Below are 15985 nucleotides of genomic sequence, written 5' to 3'. Positions count from 1 at the left end.
AGGTTCGACAGATGGCCCTCCGCGCAGCCAAGTGGGGATGGAGTCGCGCGGGCTGGCAGCGCCTGCTCGTCCTCCTCCTGTGGCTGGGCCACGGAACCTGGGTCCTGCTCGGCCCCCGTCCCGGCCGGCACTGGGCGCGCGCGGCCGATGTCCTCTCGAAGCCCGGCCAGGGCCTGGCGTCCCGGTGGGCGCTGTGGCGGGCGGCCCGGCGAGTGTCGGCCCGCAGCTTCGCGGAGACCCAGGTCGAGAACGAACGATTGCGCGCCGAACTCGCGCAGCTGCGGACCCAGTCGGCGCAGGAAGCGCCCCGGCTGATGGAAGCGGACGAAGCCGTGCGGCTCCTGGGGCTGAAGCGGCAGGTTCCCCTGGATCTGAAGGGTGCGCGGGTGATCTTCAGCACGCGGCCTGCCGCCTTCGGAGGCCTCATTCTCGACCGTGGCCAGGATCTCGGGCTGGTGCCCGACCAGGGCGTGCTGGTGCCCGAAGGCATCGTGGGCCGCCTCTGGTCCGTGGGGCCCACCCAGTCGAAGATCCTGCCGGCGGACGCGCCGAACGCCTCCGTGGCCGTCATGCTCATGCGCAGTCGTGCGACCGGGGTGCTCCAGGGCCTGGGCTCCGGGCGCGCCCTGATCCGCTACATCAGCAACCAGGAGGTGGTGCAGGTGGGCGAAGCCGTTCTCACGTCGGGCCTGGACCGCGTGTTCCCCCGGGGCCTCCTGGTGGGCTACGTGGCCGAGGTGGCGCCCGGCGACCTGGAGCTGAAGGTGCAGGTGAACCTGTCGGCGCCCCTGGACCGGATTTCCACGGTGCTGCTGCTGCCCGCCCAGCCGCCGCTGGAAGTGCAGCCGCCCTTCGTGGCGCCGGAACAGAAGCCGCAGCGCAAGCGGGGGACGCCATGAGGATCCCGGCTCCCTCCGCCATGCGGCAGAACCTCCTGTGCGCGGCCGCCCTGGGCCTGGTGTTCCTCTGCGCCCCCTTCCCGCGGCTCCAGGCCGTGGTGCATGTCCTGCTGGTGCTGGCCCTAGCGCCCCGGGCGGGCTCTCCGCTGACGGGCGTGCTCTGGGCCGCGGCCGCCGGCTGGGCCTTCGAGGGGTCCCTGCGGCTCTATCCGCACCTGGGCGGGACGGCCTGGGCGGACATGACCCTGACCCTGGCGGCCGGTTGGATGGCGGGCCGCTGGCCGCTGGAGGGCCTGAAGGGCTGGCTGGCGCGGCTGGCGTGCCTGGTCGTCGCGCACACCCTGCTGGTCCACGCGGCCGTCCGCCTGGCCGCGGGCCCGCACGCCTGGGGTCCCGGGTGGTTCTGGGCCCTGCTCAGCCTGCCCCTCTGGGGCTGGGCGACCTGGCGCCTGCTGTACTCCGGGCCTTCTCCCCGGCTGGGCTGATGGATCCCCGGCAGCGCCCCCTCCTCCACCGCCGCCTCGGGGTGTTCAAGGGCCTGGCCTGGAGCCTGGTGGCCCTGCTGGTGCTGATCTACGCGTGGCTCCAGATCGTCCGGCACGGTGAGTTCAAGCAGCTGGCCATGCAGCAGGCCGTGAAGATCCGCCCCATCGCCGCGCCGCGGGGCCTGGTGCTGGACCGCAACGGCTACCGACTCGTGGACAACCGCCGCGCGCTGCATCTCGTCATCCAGCGGGAGGATCTCCCCGCGCGTGCGGAGGTGGTGCAGAGCCTGGCCCAGGCCCTGGAGCTGGATCCGGCGGGGCTGATGCGGAAGATCCAGAGCTACCGCCTGGCCGGGAAGGGCCGCCCCCTGGTGCTGAAGGAGAACCTGGACGATGCGGGCATCGCCCAGGCGGAGCGGGTTCGGGCCCGCTTCCCCTTCCTCAGTGTGGACGTGGCGCCGCGGCGCGTGTATCTCGGCGACGAGCTGGCGGGTCACGTGCTGGGCTATGTGGGCGAGGTGGACGAGCCGATGATGAAGGCCAATCCCGATGTCTTCCGGCTGGGCGAGACCATCGGCAAGGAGGGCTTCGAGGCCAGCGGCAACGACAAGCTCAAGGGGGTGGACGGCCAGCGGCGCATCCTCGTGGACCAGCTCGGCACGGAAGTCGCCCACTTCGGCCAGACCGACGCCATCGCGGGCCGCAGCCTCTACCTCACCCTGGACGCGGGTCTCCAGAAGGTCATGCAGGACGCCTACGGCGAGGAGGCCGGCGCGGCCGTGGTGCTCGACCTCCGCGACGGCGGCATCCTGGCCATGTACTCCAGCCCCTCGTACGATCCGAACCTCTTCCTCAACCGCCTCAGCCAGGAGATGGTGGACCGCTACCTGAACAACCCCGCGCGCCCCATGATCAATCGGGCCATCCAGGGCATCTACGCGCCGGGCTCCACCTTCAAGCTGCTGGTGGCTCTGGCGGGCCTGGAGAAGGGCGTCATCACCCCCCAGACCGTCATCTACTGCGCCGGGAAGAAGAACTTCTACGGCCGCGACTTCCGCTGCGACAAGCCCACGGGCCACGGGGGCCTGAACCTGGTGCAGGCCATCGCCCAGAGCTGCGACGTCTACTTCTACGAGGTGGCCTCCCGGCTGGATGTGGACGACATCTACGCCACGGCCGAGAAGTACGGCCTGACCGAGCGCACGGGCATCGACCTGCCCCGGGAGAAGCGCACCCGCATCCCCAGCCGGGCCTGGAAGCGCAAGGCCGTGCCCAAGGATCCCAAGTGGTACGCGGGCGAGACCATCAGCGTGGGCATCGGCCAGGGGGCCGTGGGCGTCACGCCCATCGGCCTGGCGCGGTTCTACGCCACGCTGGCCACGCGGGGGAAGGTGCTCACGCCCCACCTGTTCTACGGCTTCCGCAGCGACCAGACCAATCAGCTGGAGCCCGCGCCCCCTCCGGGTACCAAGGAGACGCCCCTCGATCCGAAGCTATGGGCGGTGCTGGACGAGGGCCTGTACGAGGTGGTCCAAAGCGGAACGGCCGCGGCCAACCCCTTCATCCGGGAGATGGCGCGGGAAGCCCCCTTCGTCGGCAAGACCGGCACGGCCCAGGTGGCCACCTTCGTGGACAAGAGCCACTACGCCCGCCAGGCCAAGCACCTGAAGGACCATGCCCTCTTCGCGGGCTACGCGCCCCACGACAAGCCGCAGATCGCCTTCGCCGTGGTGGTGGAGAACGCGGGCTTCGGCTCCACCGCCGCCGCGCCCATCGCGGCCAAGCTCGTGAAGTACTGGTTCGTGGACCGCGTGAAGAACCCCATTCCGCCGCCCAGGGGCCGCATGGTGGATCCCTTCGCGCCTCCGGCGGAGGCGGCGGAATGAAGGATCGCGTCCGCGCCCTGGATTCCCGGCTGCTGTGGGTCATCCTCGCCCTCATGGCCCTGGGCACGCTGACCCTCTATTCCGCGGGCCGGAACACCCCCCAGGCCACCATCTGGCTCAAGCAGACCGTCTGGAACCTCATGGGGCTGGCGCTGATGCTCCTGCTGGCGAACACGAATCCCCGCCGCGTCCTCCGCTACAGCTTCCCCGCCTACCTGCTGGGCCTCGCGGCCCTGATGGCGGTGCTGGTGGTGGGCAAAAAGATCGGCGGGGCCACCCGCTGGTTCGTGGTGGCCGGCCAGACCTTCCAGCCCTCGGAGCTCATGAAGTGGGTGACCCTGCTCTACGTGTCCCAGCGCCTGGGAACCCGACCCGCCGGCAACGTCGGACGCTGGGAGGTGCTGGGGGCCGTGGGTCTCGTGGCCTTCCCCATGCTGCTCGTCCAGCGCCAGCCCGACCTCGGCATGGCCTTGAGCTTCCTGCCCATCCTACTGATCATCCCCCTGATGAAGGGCCTCCGGGCGCGATGGGTGGTGGCGCTGCTCCTGCTCGTCACTGTGGGCGGCTTCGGCGCCTGGAAGTTCGCCCTCAAGCCCTACCAGAAGCAGCGGGTGATGATCTTCCTGGATCCCTCCAGCGACCTCCAGGGCAAGGGCTACCAGGTGAACCAGAGCCGCATCGCCATCGGCGCGGGCGGCCTCATCGGGAAGGGCTTCACCAGCGGATCCCAGACCCAGCTGAACTTCCTCCCCGTGAAGACCACGGACTTCGCCTTCAGCGTGTGGGCGGAGGAGCGGGGCTTCCTCGGCGTGCTGCTGGCCCTGGGCCTCTTCGGCCTCCTGCTCAGCCGGATCCTCGACGCCGCCAAGGCGGCCCACACCACGGCCGAGGCCTACTTCTGCGCCGGGGCGGCGGGCATCTTCGCCCTGCACCTGCTGGTGAACGTGGGCATGGTGGCGGGGGCCCTGCCGAACAAGGGCATGGTATTGCCCTTCTTCAGCGCTGGGGGCAGCAGCACTCTCAGCTTCTTCCTCGCCCTGGGGCTCATCATGGGCATCCTGTACCGGTCGAAGGTGAAGTGATGGATCTCCGGACCCGCATGAAGCAGCTGGCCGACCAGGTGCGCCTGCACCGCCACCGGTACTACGTGCTGGATCAGCCCACCGTCTCCGACGCGGAGTACGACGCCCTGGAGCGGGAGCTGCGCGGCCTGGAGGCGGCCCACCCGGAGCTGGCCGATCCCAACAGCCCCACCCTGCGCGTGGGGGCGCCGCCCATCGACGCCTTCCAGAAGCGCCGCCACGCCGTGCCCATGCTGAGCCTGGACAATGCGTATTCCGAGGCGGAGCTGCGGGAGTGGGAGGCCAAGTGGCGGAGGCTCGCCCCGGAGGCCGAGCCCCGCTACGCCGCGGAACTGAAGGTGGATGGTCTGTCGCTCTCCCTGCGCTACGAGCGCCGCGAGCTGGTGGAGGCCCTCACCCGCGGCGATGGCGAGACCGGCGAGCTGGTGACGGAGAACGCGCGGACCATCGCCGACATCCCCATGCGGCTGCCCGAGGACGCTCCGGACACGCTCACCGTACGCGGCGAGGTGTTCCTGTCGCGCAAACGCTGGGAGGAGCTGAACCGCCAGCGGGACGCCCGGGGCGAGGCCCGCTTCGCCAACCCCCGCAACGCCGCCAGCGGCACCATGAAGCTGCTGGACAGCCGGGAAGTGGCCGGTCGCGGGCTGTCCTTCCTGCCTTGGCAGGCGCTATGGGATGGCGGCCCGGCGGAAGACCACGCCCGGTCCATGGTCCACCTCGGAGCCTGGGGCTTCGGGGTCATGCCCGCCCACGCCACCGGGGACCTGGAGGCCATGCTGGCCTTCATCTCCACCCAGGCCGAGGCCCGCCTGAAGCTGCCGTTCGACACGGATGGGGTGGTGATCAAGGTGCTCGATGTGGATCTCCAGCAGCGGCTGGGGGCCACAGATCGCGTACCGCGCTGGGCCATCGCCTTCAAGTACCCCGCCACGCAGGTGACCACCACGGTGCTGGGCATTACCTGGCAGGTGGGCCGCACGGGCAAGCTCACCCCTGTCGCCGAGCTGGAGGCCGTGGAGGTGGCGGGCTCCACCGTGCGCCGGGCCACGCTCCACAACGCCGACGAGCTGGCCCGCCTGGGCCTGCGCGTGGGCCACCATGTGTTCATCGAGAAGGGCGGGGAGGTCATCCCCAAGGTGGTGGCCCTGGTGCCCGGCGAGGAGGACCGCGACCTGCCTGCGCCGGAGATCCCTTCCGTCTGCCCCGTGTGCGGCGGCGAGGTAGGAAAGGCCGACGACGCGGAGGTGGCCATCCGCTGCCTCAACCCCGAGTGCCCCGCCAAGCTGGTGGCCCGGATGCTCCACTTCGGCGGGCGCGCCGCCCTGGACATCGAGGGGCTGGGCGAGGCCCTGGTGGAACAACTGGTAACCTCGGGCCGCTTCGAGCAGCCCTGGGAGATCTTCACCCTGCTGGGCGAGCCCATGCAGGGCCTGGCCTACCTCTCGAACCTGGAGCGCATGGCGGAGAAATCCGCCCAGAACCTCATGGACGCCCTGGCGGCGGTCCGCACGAAGCCCCTGTCCCGGTGGCTCCACGCCCTGGGCATTCCCATGGTGGGCGCCCGCACCGCGGAGCTGCTGGCCGAGGCCTATCACTCGCTGGAGGCGCTGTGGGGGGCCGAGGAGGCGCGCCTCCAGGCCGTTGAGGAGGTGGGCCCCAAGGTGGCCGCCGCCCTACGCGCCTTCGCTGCCCTGCATCCGGACCTGCCCGCGCGGCTGTCCGCCCTGGGCATCCATCCCGCCCCGCCGGAGGCCCGCGACCGGAGCGGCCTGCCCCTCGCAGGAGAGGTGGCCGTGGTCACCGGCACCCTGCCCACGCTCTCCCGGGAGGAGGCCGAGGCGCTGCTGAAGCGCCTGGGCGCGAAGGTCACGGGCAGCGTCAGCGCCAAGACCACGGTGCTGGTGGCCGGGGAGAAGGCCGGCTCCAAGCTGGCCAAGGCCGAGGCCCTGGGCATTCCCGTGCGGGACGAGGGCTGGCTGCTGGGGCAGGGGGCCGACAAAGCCCTGGACGGGTGATCCGGCCCCATCCCATGATCTAGGCCTGCACCTGGAAAGCTCCGTGCTCACGCGCCTCGGCAAGTTCGACATCCTCCGCCTGCTGGCTCAAGGAAGCATGGGCGATGTCTACGTGGGCCGCGATCCCATCATCGGCCGGGAGGTGGCCATCAAGGTCATCCAGGCCTCGGCGGCCGCGGGGCCCGAGGCGCGCGAGCGGTTCGCCCGGGAGGCCCGGGCCGCCGGGGCGCTGAACCATCCGAACATTGTGACCATCCATGAGATGGGGGAGGAGCAGGGGGTGCTCTACCTCGCCATGGAGCTGGTGAAGGGCGAGGACCTGGCCACGCTCATCCGGGCGGGCACCCTCTCGCCGCGGGACACCCTCGAGGTGCTGGCCCAGGTATGCGATGGCCTGGCGGTGGCCCACCAGCACCAGGTGCTGCACCGGGACATCAAGCCGTCCAACATCCGGGTGGTGTGGGACGGGAAGGCCCTCCAGGCCAAGGTCCTGGATTTCGGGGTGGCCAAGATCTTCAACACCGACACCACGGATGAGGGCATCGTCTTCGGCACCGTCACCTACATGGCCCCGGAGTACCTCCAGGGTGGCCGCCCGGACGCCCGCAGCGACCTGTTCGCCGTGGGGGTGGTCCTCTACGAGACGCTGACGGGCATCCCGCCCTTCGACGGGCCCAATCCCGGCGCCGTGATCTACCGCCTGCTGCACGAGCCTCCGCCCCCGCTGCTGCCCACGGCCTCCCACGGCATCAGCCGCGACGTCCAGAACCTCCTGAGCGGCGCCTTGGCCAAGGACCCGGCGCACCGGTTCCAGAGCGCCGAGGCCCTGGCGGCGGCCCTGAGAGCCGCCAAGGATCCGAACTGGCGCTGGAGCCCGGAATACCTCCACGCCGGTCCCCTGCCTCCCCGAGTGGCTCCGGCCCCGTTCCCAGCGGCTCCCGGGCCTCGGCCCGTGAAAGCCCAGGAGGCCACGGCGCCGAGGGAGCTCCCCGCCTCCGCCGCCGCCTCACCCGCCAGCCCTGGGCGCCCCCGGGACACGCCCTCCGCGAGGCTCCCGTCCCCGGCTTCGGGGCCCCGGCGGGCCGCCGGGGCCGGAGGGACCGCGCCGGCTCCGGACCACGAGGAGGAGGTTCCACGCGAGAAGCGTCCCGCGGGCCAGGCGGAAGTCCGGAAGGACGTCCTGGAAACCACGCGGCGCCAACTGCTCCAGGCCCTCGCCATCGACCCGGGCAACGCGAAGGCCCACGCGATGCTGCTGGTCACGCTCTATCGCCTGGGCTGGGGGGAGGCGATGATGCAGAGCCTGCGCCACGCCCGGGATGGCGGCATCCCGGCCCCGCTCCTGAAGGCGGTCCCCCGCTGCGCCCAGCTCGTGGATGAGGAGGCCGCCACCTGCCACCTCCCCCTGGAGCTGCATCAGGAGTTCATGGCCTACCTGGGGGATTAGCGCTCCCAGCGTTCTTGACGTTCCTAGCGCTCCTGACGTCCCTAGCGCTCCTGGATCTCCAGGATCCGCCAGTCGTCGCCGGCCTTCCGCCAGCGCAGGCCGAAGGAGCGGCGCGTGGCGTCCCGGGGCAGGAGGCCGCCTTGGCGGCCCGTGATGAGGAGGTCCACCTCCTGGAAGGCCTCGTTCCCCCGAACGGTGAGGTCGTTGCGCAGCACGGTCACCCCCACCTTGTCCTGCCTCAGGAGGCCCAGGAGGAACAGCCGGGCGCCGCCCTTGTCCATGCCTTCGGGTCCGCGAAAGGCCGCGTCCAGGGGCCCCACGGCCGCCGCCGCGTCCCCGTCCTCCAGGGCGGCGCGGCAGGATTCGAAGGCCTTCCGGATCCGGTCCTCGGGCTTGTCGGATCGACAAGCCAGGAGGATCGCCAGCATAGAAACCAAAGCGATGCTTTTCCTCATGGACGCTCACCTTCACACTGGTGGACCAGGAAGGATGGTCCCATGAATCCCCAAGGCCGTTTCGACACCCGCTGCATCCACGCCGGCCAGAGCCCGGATCCCACCAGCGGCGCCATCATGACGCCGGTCTTCTTCACCAGCACTTACGTGCAGGAGGGCCTGGGCCAGAACAAGGGCTTCGACTACGCCCGCGTGCGCAACCCCACCCGCGACGCCCTGGAGGCGAACCTGGCGGCCCTCGAGGGCGGCGCCCACGGCATGGCCTTCGGTTCGGGCATGGCGGCGGTGCAGGCCATCTTCGAGCAGCTCTCCAGCGGCGACCACGTGGTGCTGGGCGACAACGTCTACGGCGGCACCTTCCGCCTGCTGGACAAGGTGATGACCCGCTTCGGCCTCACCTACACCCAGGTGGACACCGGCGACCTGGCGGCCTTCAAGGCGGCGCTGCGTCCCAACACGAAGCTGGTGATGCTGGAGACGCCCACCAACCCCATGCTGGGCCTCACGGACATCCCCGGCGCGCGCCGCGTGATGACGGAAGCCGGCTGCATGGCCGTGCTGGCCGTGGACAACACCTTCGCCACGCCCTACAACCAGCGGCCCCTGGAGCTGGGGGCCGACCTGGTCTTCCACTCCACCACCAAGTACCTGAACGGCCACAGCGACACCATCGGCGGCATCGCCATCACCAGCCGCGACGACATCGCCGAGGGCCTGCGCTTCCACCAGAAGGCCGCCGGGGGCATCCTCTCGCCCATGGAGTCCTGGCTCATCCTCCGGGGCACCAAGACGCTGCACCTGCGCATGGAGCGCCACAACCAGAGCGCCCTCCAGATCGCCCGCTGGCTGGAGGCCCGCAAGGACCTGAAGGCCGTCTACTACCCCGGACTGGAATCCCACCCCCAGCACGCCCTCGCCAAGCAGCAGATGAAGGGCTTCTCGGGCATCGTCAGCTTCGACACGGGCGACGCGGAGCGCACGCGGCGCATGGCCTCCAGCTTCAAGGTGTTCTCCCTGGCCGAGAGCCTGGGCGGCGTGGAGAGCCTCGTCTGCCACCCGGCCAGCATGACCCACGGCAGCGTGCCCGAGGCGGACCGCCAGCGCCTCGGCATCAACGACAACCTCCTGCGCCTCAGCGTGGGCGTGGAAGACGTGCAGGACCTCATCGAGGACCTGGAACAGATCCTGAAGGTCTGAATCGCGCCGACCCATCCGGGCGGTTGATTCACCGCAGAGAACGCGGAGAACGCAGAGGAAAAAGCCAAAGAGCTTTTCTCTGCGCTCTCCGCGTTCTCTGCGGTTGGCGGTTCTTCTTTTCCAGAAATCTAGCCCAGCCCGTGAGCCTGGTACAGCTCCGGGTAGCTGCGGGTCTCGGCGCGGTCGGGGGCGAGGCCCAGGCCCTCCATGGCGGCGCGGATGGCCTGGGGATCTCCCTCCAGCTCCAGGTAGCAGCCGAAGGGGGTCTCGTCGAGGCAGGCCTCCAGCTCCTCCCGCTCCCAGACGGCTCGCACCTTTTCCATGAGCAGCACGGGCGCGAAGCCCAGGGCGCGGAGGATGGCCTCCAGGGACTCCCCGTCGTCGATGCCCGCCTCGTGCTCGGGGCGGATCTTGAGCATGGGGTCCGGCACCTTGGGGCCCTTCCAGGTCAGCCGGAAGGCCCCGGCGAAGCGTCGTGTCCGCAACGCCGAGCCCGCGGCCCGCAGCTCGCCATCCCGGTCCCAGAGCACGCTCACCTCCGCCTGGGCGGGAACGACCTCGTGGAAGCCCAGGGCCTCCAGCAGGGCGCGGTAGGGCCTCGTGGCCGGGATGCGCAGCTTGAGCTCGGTCTCCACGGCGGGTTTGTGCTTCATCGCGGCGCGCCTCCGATCAGGCATGATGGTGCTGTCTCTGCGGTCCCATCGTGATCCCACAACGGTACATCATCGCCACCCTCTTCATCGCCGCCATGCTGCTGCTCTTCGCGGTGGTGCAGGCGCCGCGTCCGGTGACCTCGGGCGGCGTGACGGTCACAGATGCACCGGCCGTCATGAGCCTTGGCGGCAGCGAGACCCTCGCCGAGCTCAGGCTGCAGGATGGCTGGGCGCCGCGCTTCCAGGGGGCCCTCGACCCAGACCAGTCCGAGCCCTGGCCCTTCGAAGGCGGCTTCGGCACGCCCTGGGAGCCGGCCTCGCCCTACCTGGGCGACCAGGGCCTGGCCCTGAACGGTCCCCAGGGACGGAGCGAGGTCGTCCTCTGGCGCGGTCTGGAATGGCGGCGGTACCGGTTCGACGCCCCCCTTGCCTCCGCCCGGCTGGATCCGGCCAAGGGCAACCGCCTGCTGGTCACCCTCCAGATGGGGGACGGTCGCTACGAGACCCGGCTGCTGGAGGTGCCCGAGGGTCGGGTGATCTGGTCCACGGAGTCGGGGCCCTGGAGCCGGTTCAGCTGGGACGGAAAGGCCGTGCTGCTGGGATTCTTCGAAAAGGCGGACCCCCGGGCGGAATCCCGCCTGCTGGTCGGCGTCCTGCCCCTGGAGACCGATCTGGGGGAATCCACCCTCGCCGGCTGGGACGAAGCGGGCCTTCCCGCTCCGCCCCGGGGCCTGGCCACGAAGCCGGAAGCCCTGTCGGACGATGGCCGGGACCTGCCCGGAGCCCGCATCGAGCTGCCCTGGCATGCGGGGGACCGGCTCTGGTTCCCGCGGGCGGACCGCCTCTGGTACGGAGGCGTCCAGGGGTGGGTCGCCTGGGTCCTGAAGGAGGGCCGGTGGCGCCGCGCCGCCGCGGGGCCAGGGCTGCTCACGGCCCATCCGCCCCAGCGCATGGCCTTGACCTCGCCTCTCGCCGACGAGGGGATGGCCCGCCGCACGAGCCCGGTGACCGGGGTGGACTGGATCCCGGTGCCCGACGGGACGCTACCCTGGCCCGCCTGGGACGCGGCCTGGGCCTGGCGGGACAACGGGGCCTTCGATGCCTGGGACCAGCGGTGGAACGAGAGCGCCCTGCCGCCGGAGCGCCAGCGCCAGGCGCTGAGCGAGGCCTTCCGCCCGGATTGGCGGGCCGCCCTGAACCTGCGCGTCTCCGTCAAGGGCTGGCTGCCCGGAGGCCCCGAGGTCGCCTTGCGCGAACCCCTGGGCGTCGCCTGGATCTGGGTGGGGGACCGGGTCCTGCTGGTCCGCCTGGTGGAAGTGGAACGGGTACGGGTCTTGAAGAAGCTGTTGCGCTAGCGTCAGATTCCAGACACGCCTCCGGCCCATTCGCTTGCGTTGGAAGTGCAGATTTCTGGTAGCGTTGTGCCCAGCCACTCTTTCTTCCTCCCGGCCTCCCGAGGTAACCAGATGCCCCGCCTCCTCCTCGTGGACGACAATCCCAGCATCCACCGCATCGCCGAATCCCTGCTGGCTCCCACGGATGTGGAAGTGGTCTGTGTCGACTCCGCCGCCGAGGCCCTGGACCGCATCGCCCGGGGCGAACGGTTCGACGTGGCCCTGGTGGATACGGCCATGCCCGGCATGGACGGGTGGGCCCTGCTGGCCCGCTTGAGGGAGATGGATGCCACCGCCCGCCTTCCCATCGCCATGATGGCCGGCGTGCTGGACCCGGTGGATCCCGCCAAGCTGGCCCGGGCTCCCATCCAGGGCTTCCTGAAGAAGCCCATCGAGCTCCGCGAGCTGGCGGACCGCGTGAAGGCCTTGCTGGCGACCCCGGTGGCCGCTGCGCCTGCCGCCACGCCTGTTGCCGCTGCGCCTGTTGTCGCCGCACCGGTTGCCGCCATGGCCCCCCCGACGCCGGAGCCCGCGAAGACGGCCGAATTCGCCCAGCCGGTCTTCCCGCCCCCGGCTTTGGAGGCCAGCCTTCCTGCCCCGCCCGCTGGCCTTCCTGCCCTGCCCGCTGGCCTTCCTGCCCTGGACGCCAGTCATCCTGCCATTGACACCAGCTCCGCGCCTCCGCCGATCGCCCTCGCCGACACGGCCGAGGATGACCTGCTGGTCCTGACGGCCGAGGACCTCTGGCCCGAGGATGTGGCGGCCGAGGTGGCCCCCGCGCCCGCTCCTGAACCGGTTTCCGAGCCAATTCCTGCGCCGGTTGCCGCATTGGCCCCCGAGCCCACAGCCGTGGCCCAGGTCCACCTCGACCTGGAGGAACTGGACCTGGACAGTCTTCATGGCCTGGGCACCGAGTCGCTTCCCCCCCTGCCGGCCGTCATACCCGCGGTGGCCGAGCCCCTGCCGGTGCCTTCGGCGCTTCCCCCGATGCCCGAGCCCGCCCATGCCGAGGCCCTGGTCGAGGAAAGCCTGCCCGCCTTCTCGGGCATCGAGACCCTCGACGACCTGGGAGGCACCCTCGAGCTGCCGCCTCTGCCCGAGCCGCCCGCCGCCGCCGAGCGGCCTCCCATCCTTCCCGTGGCGGGCGTCGCCTTCGCCGGCCTGGCGGCCGGGGCCGCTGGTCTGCTGGGGCGGTCGCATGAGGATCACCAGCCTGCTCACGAGGCCTCTCACCCGTCCCCTCACCAGGCCGCACCGGAACCCCCGGCGGCCCCGGTCATGGAGCCTCCCCTCCCGGTGCTCCCGGTTGCCGGAATTCCACCGGTGGTCCCGTTCGCGCCGCCTGCCGCGCCGATCATGCCCGTCGTGGCCGCCCCGGTGGAGCTGGCCACTGCCGCGCCTGGGCAGGCGCCTGCCGCACCCGGGCAGGCGGCCCTCACGCCCGGCCAGGTCCAGGCGCTCCTGGCCGATCCCGCGCTGATGGACGCCCTGGTGAAGGCCCTGGTGGCCCGCATGGGTGATCAGGTGATCCGCGAGATTGCCTGGGAGGTCATGCCGGAACTGGCTGGAAGATTGCAGAGGTAGGCTCATGATCCGCCCTGCCCCTTCGTCTTCCGGGTTCCTCCCATGATCACCGGCTACAACACCGATGTCCGCCATGGGAACCGCGTCTACCACGTGCAGACCGAAGACAAGGGCATGTCGAACCCCAAGATCGAGACCCTCATCTACGTGGGCGGCGAGATCCTGGACAACTACCGGTCTTCCTACGAGGACCTGATCTCGGCCCCGCCCGTGTCCGATGCCGCCGTCCAGGAGCGCATGGATGAGCAGCACCGCGCGGTGATCCGGGACATCAAGAACGGCAAGTACGACCAGACGCCGCCGGATCTGCTGGAGAAGCAGGCCTTCAACGAGCGGCCCCTGGATCAGGCCATCCTCGAGTTCCTCCAGCTGGAGGGCGATGTGGACACGCTGGAGCTGGTGCTGGACCAGCCCCTGAAGCCGGCCTTCGGAGCCCCCTTCCGGGTGCGCCTGCGGGCCCGCCTCAGCCAGAGCCAGAGCCCCGTGGCCGATGCCGAGGTCTCCGTGAAGCTGGTGTCCAGCCTCAAGAAGGCCACCAGCCTCCTGACCGGGCGCACGGGCAGCGACGGCCACTTCGACGGCGAGGTTCATCTGCCGCCGAGCCAGCCGGGCCAGTGCGCCGTGGTGATCAGCTGCACCTGCGACCAGGGCTTCGACGAGCTGAAGGCGGCCGTGGTCGCGCTGTAGGTCGCGCTGTACGCCGCATTGCAGCTCTCGTTGTAACTCGCGTCGTCGCCTGCGGTTCGCGGCCCGACGTGCCCGAGGGGCCGGAGGTCAGGGTGCCGTGTGGTCCGGATCCCACTGGCGGCGGAGGCGGTGCAGCAGGAGGCGCATCTCCAGCAGCAGGGGGCGGGCCGCGAGGAAGCACAGGAACAGGGCCAGGGGCACCGTGACCTTGAAGCCGATGTGCCGGAACCCGAGGGCCCCCGACACGCCGCCGACGATGAACGAGACCAGGATCAGCAGGAGCAGCGTGAGCTTCTGCCGGTTGGCGACGATGCGCTCCCGGCCGTGCCGGTGGTGGACGTTCACGTAGGTCAGGCGGCTCAGCTCGATGCCGATGTCCGTGACCGTGCCCGTGAGGTGCGTGGTGCGCACCGCGGCGCCGGAGATGATGGAGGTGACGGTGTTGTGCATGCCCATGATGAAACAGAGCAGCATGACGGTGCTGGGCAGGGTGAAGCGGATCTCCTGCTGGAGGCGGTTGCCCATGAGCCCGAAGACCATCATCAGGAGGGCCTCGAACACGAGGGTCAGCGCGTAGCGGCTGCGCATGCGACGGCGCTGGCCGAAGCTGATCAGGGTGGTGCAGACGAAGGCCCCCGCCAGGAAGCTCAGCATCATGGCCAGTGCCGCCAAGGCCGTGGCCAGGTCCCCGTCGGCCAGCTCGTCGGCCATGGAGGAGACCACGCCGGTCACGTGCGAGGTGTAGTGGCTCACGGCCAGGAAGCCGCCGGCGTTCACCGCCCCTGCGACGAAGGCCATGGCCCAGGCCAGCTGGCGGTTCAGGGTCTCGGAACGCAGGGCTCCCTCGCGCACCAGGAGCTTCTCCTGGATGGGCAGGGTGGCGATGGCTGTCTCCACGGCCGTCTGCAGCTGCCGGCCGGACAGACGGCCCCTCAGCAGCCGCCGGAGATAGCGGCCCGCGATCAGCTGGAGGTAGCGGGGAATACGGCGCATGGCGTGGCGAAGGTCCCAGTCCAGTTAACCATCCGGAAGGCGCGCGGGCCAACCCGGGACCGGAGCGCAGACGTCGCGCCGCGCCCCATGGAGAAGTCCGGCCCGTTTCGATTAGGGTGGAAGCATGCGGACGATCCTCCTCCTCCACACGGGTGGCACCCTGGGCATGATGCCCAGCGGGGAACCGGCCTCGCTGGCGCCGGGGCGCTTCCTGGACCACCTGCTGGAGCAGGTGCCGGAGCTGGGCCAGATGGCGAAGCTCTCCGTGGAGGTCCCCTTCAACCAGGATTCCTCCTGTCTGGAGCCGGAACACATCCTGGCGCTGGCCACCCGCGTGCGGGCCGCGGCCCAGGACTTCGACGGGTTCGTGATCATCCACGGCACGGACACCATGGCCTTCACGGCCTCCTGCCTGGGCTTCCTGCTGGCGGACCTGGGCAAGCCCGTGGTCATCACCGGCAGCCAGCGCCCCCTCGCCTTCGTGCGCAGCGACGCCCGCAGCAACCTCGTCAACGCGGTGGACCTGGCCTGCCGCGGCATCCCCGAGGTGGGGATCTGCTTCGGCACCCACTGGATCCGCGGGGTGGCCGCGGACAAGCTGAGCGTCCACCAGTTCGAGGCCTTCCAGAGCCCGAACCTGCCGCCTCTGGCGGAGATCGGGGCGGAGATCCGCCTCCACCCGGACGTGGGCCAGTTCATCCGGCAGGTGCCGGAAGGCGTGGGAGCGCGGCTGGATCTGGCCATCCACACCCTGACGCCCCACCCGGGCATGACCTGGAGCCTGGCCCCCGCGGGCGCCAGGGCGGTCCTGATCCAGGCCTTCGGCGCGGGCAACCTGCCCATGGGACGGACGGACCTCCGGGCCATGCTGGAGGACGCGCGGCAGCGACGGCTGCCCGTGGTGGTGATCTCCCAGTGCCCCTACGGCGGCGTGGACCTCTCGGCCTACGAGCTGGGGCGGCAGATCGAGGCGATGGGCGCCATCTCCGGCGGCCTGCACACCCGCTGGGCGGCTCTGGCCAAGATGGGCCTGGTCCTGGGCGCCGGTGGCGGCATCGAGGCGGTGCGGGAGGCCTTCGGGGCGGCTTGGGCCGGGGAGCCCATACCGGAGGGGGCGTGGTCGCAGGATTGAGCTTCTGGCCTGATGAGCTCCAAAACGCGCCCATGGCGCGTTTTGGAGCTAGGTAAACTGATCAATCGCTAGG

General features: G+C 70.7%; 14 protein-coding genes. 11 read left to right on the top strand and 3 right to left on the bottom strand.

Features of this window, described 5'->3' with window-relative positions; translation table 11 throughout:
• Nucleotides 1–11: 11 nt before the first annotated feature.
• From mreC to MLE64_RS11550, 6 genes are read left to right on the top strand one after another with little or no spacing between them, the layout of a single operon-like run.
• Nucleotides 12–899, top strand: coding sequence for a rod shape-determining protein MreC (gene mreC, locus MLE64_RS11575; RefSeq protein WP_243317879.1), 888 nt, complete (start codon nucleotides 12–14; stop codon nucleotides 897–899).
• On the top strand, nucleotides 896–1384 hold the full coding sequence (locus MLE64_RS11570; protein ID WP_243317878.1) for a hypothetical protein: 489 nt from the start codon (nucleotides 896–898) through the stop codon (nucleotides 1382–1384). Before mreC ends, MLE64_RS11570 begins: the two co-directional genes overlap by 4 nt.
• A complete protein-coding gene (gene mrdA, locus MLE64_RS11565) occupies nucleotides 1384–3270 on the top strand; it encodes a penicillin-binding protein 2 (protein WP_243317877.1) in 1887 nt (628 codons plus the stop codon). The genes MLE64_RS11570 and mrdA overlap by 1 nt, the downstream gene beginning before the upstream one ends.
• Nucleotides 3267–4352: a rod shape-determining protein RodA gene (rodA, locus tag MLE64_RS11560; RefSeq protein WP_243317876.1), complete on the top strand. Its 1086-nt coding sequence runs from the start codon at nucleotides 3267–3269 to the stop codon at nucleotides 4350–4352. Before mrdA ends, rodA begins: the two co-directional genes overlap by 4 nt.
• Nucleotides 4352–6370 carry an NAD-dependent DNA ligase LigA gene (gene ligA / locus MLE64_RS11555; protein WP_243317875.1) on the top strand — a complete coding sequence of 673 codons (2019 nt, stop codon included), beginning with the start codon at nucleotides 4352–4354 and terminating at the stop codon, nucleotides 6368–6370. Before rodA ends, ligA begins: the two co-directional genes overlap by 1 nt.
• A 43-nt stretch (nucleotides 6371–6413) precedes the next feature.
• Nucleotides 6414–7817: a serine/threonine-protein kinase gene (locus MLE64_RS11550; RefSeq protein ID WP_243317874.1), complete on the top strand. Its 1404-nt coding sequence runs from the start codon at nucleotides 6414–6416 to the stop codon at nucleotides 7815–7817.
• A gap of 41 nt (nucleotides 7818–7858) precedes the next feature.
• Here MLE64_RS11550 and MLE64_RS11545 read toward each other — a convergent pair whose 3' ends face one another.
• On the bottom strand, nucleotides 7859–8245 hold the full coding sequence (locus tag MLE64_RS11545) for a hypothetical protein (protein WP_243317873.1): 387 nt from the start codon (nucleotides 8243–8245) through the stop codon (nucleotides 7859–7861).
• A 69-nt stretch (nucleotides 8246–8314) separates the two neighbouring features.
• Here MLE64_RS11545 and MLE64_RS11540 point away from each other — a divergent pair, with 69 nt between their 5' ends.
• Nucleotides 8315–9469, top strand: coding sequence for a trans-sulfuration enzyme family protein (locus tag MLE64_RS11540; protein WP_243317872.1), 1155 nt, complete (start codon nucleotides 8315–8317; stop codon nucleotides 9467–9469).
• A 128-nt stretch (nucleotides 9470–9597) separates the two neighbouring features.
• On the opposite strand, the gene MLE64_RS11535 is transcribed toward MLE64_RS11540, so the two are convergent.
• Entirely contained in the window at nucleotides 9598–10122 is a 525-nt protein-coding gene (locus tag MLE64_RS11535) for a class IV adenylate cyclase (RefSeq protein WP_243317871.1), read from the bottom strand.
• A 50-nt stretch (nucleotides 10123–10172) separates the two neighbouring features.
• Here MLE64_RS11535 and MLE64_RS11530 point away from each other — a divergent pair, with 50 nt between their 5' ends.
• The 3 genes from MLE64_RS11530 to MLE64_RS11520 all read left to right on the top strand — a co-directional run bounded on the left by MLE64_RS11530 (nucleotide 10173) and on the right by MLE64_RS11520 (nucleotide 13787).
• A complete protein-coding gene (locus MLE64_RS11530; protein ID WP_243317870.1) occupies nucleotides 10173–11477 on the top strand; it encodes a hypothetical protein in 1305 nt (434 codons plus the stop codon).
• A 111-nt stretch (nucleotides 11478–11588) separates the two neighbouring features.
• Nucleotides 11589–13100 (top strand): response regulator, encoded by a 1512-nt coding sequence (locus MLE64_RS11525; protein WP_243317869.1) that lies wholly within the window; start codon nucleotides 11589–11591, stop codon nucleotides 13098–13100.
• Nucleotides 13101–13142: 42 nt separating this feature from the next.
• On the top strand, nucleotides 13143–13787 hold the full coding sequence (locus MLE64_RS11520) for a hypothetical protein (protein WP_243317868.1): 645 nt from the start codon (nucleotides 13143–13145) through the stop codon (nucleotides 13785–13787).
• Between the two features lie 87 nt (nucleotides 13788–13874).
• On the opposite strand, the gene MLE64_RS11515 is transcribed toward MLE64_RS11520, so the two are convergent.
• Complete coding sequence (locus MLE64_RS11515; RefSeq protein WP_243317867.1) at nucleotides 13875–14780, bottom strand: YoaK family protein; 906 nt, start codon at nucleotides 14778–14780, stop codon at nucleotides 13875–13877.
• A gap of 124 nt (nucleotides 14781–14904) precedes the next feature.
• Between MLE64_RS11515 and MLE64_RS11510 the strand changes: the two genes are divergently transcribed.
• Nucleotides 14905–15912: an asparaginase gene (locus MLE64_RS11510; protein ID WP_243317866.1), complete on the top strand. Its 1008-nt coding sequence runs from the start codon at nucleotides 14905–14907 to the stop codon at nucleotides 15910–15912.
• The last annotated feature ends 73 nt before the right edge of the window (nucleotides 15913–15985 follow it).

The sequence above is a fragment of the Geothrix paludis genome, from assembly GCF_022808815.1.
GTDB classification, from domain to species: Bacteria; Acidobacteriota; Holophagae; order Holophagales; family Holophagaceae; genus Geothrix; species Geothrix paludis.
Note: the sequence above shows the minus strand (reverse complement) of the source record. Positions and strands in the feature narration are given on the sequence as shown.

What these genes read in the sequence shown, in the direction of transcription:
- mreC (WP_243317879.1), top strand. Translation starts at nt 12, where the DNA reads ATGGCCCTCCGCGCAGCCAAGTGGGGATGGAGTCGCGCGGGCTGGCAG.
- MLE64_RS11570 (WP_243317878.1), top strand. Translation starts at nt 896, where the DNA reads ATGAGGATCCCGGCTCCCTCCGCCATGCGGCAGAACCTCCTGTGCGCG.
- mrdA (WP_243317877.1), top strand. Translation starts at nt 1,384, where the DNA reads ATGGATCCCCGGCAGCGCCCCCTCCTCCACCGCCGCCTCGGGGTGTTC.
- rodA (WP_243317876.1), top strand. Translation starts at nt 3,267, where the DNA reads ATGAAGGATCGCGTCCGCGCCCTGGATTCCCGGCTGCTGTGGGTCATC.
- ligA (WP_243317875.1), top strand. Translation starts at nt 4,352, where the DNA reads ATGGATCTCCGGACCCGCATGAAGCAGCTGGCCGACCAGGTGCGCCTG.
- MLE64_RS11545 (WP_243317873.1), bottom strand. Translation starts at nt 8,245, where the DNA reads ATGCTGGCGATCCTCCTGGCTTGTCGATCCGACAAGCCCGAGGACCGG.
- MLE64_RS11540 (WP_243317872.1), top strand. Translation starts at nt 8,315, where the DNA reads ATGAATCCCCAAGGCCGTTTCGACACCCGCTGCATCCACGCCGGCCAG.
- MLE64_RS11535 (WP_243317871.1), bottom strand. Translation starts at nt 10,122, where the DNA reads ATGAAGCACAAACCCGCCGTGGAGACCGAGCTCAAGCTGCGCATCCCG.
- MLE64_RS11525 (WP_243317869.1), top strand. Translation starts at nt 11,589, where the DNA reads ATGCCCCGCCTCCTCCTCGTGGACGACAATCCCAGCATCCACCGCATC.
- MLE64_RS11520 (WP_243317868.1), top strand. Translation starts at nt 13,143, where the DNA reads ATGATCACCGGCTACAACACCGATGTCCGCCATGGGAACCGCGTCTAC.
- MLE64_RS11515 (WP_243317867.1), bottom strand. Translation starts at nt 14,780, where the DNA reads ATGCGCCGTATTCCCCGCTACCTCCAGCTGATCGCGGGCCGCTATCTC.
- MLE64_RS11510 (WP_243317866.1), top strand. Translation starts at nt 14,905, where the DNA reads ATGCGGACGATCCTCCTCCTCCACACGGGTGGCACCCTGGGCATGATG.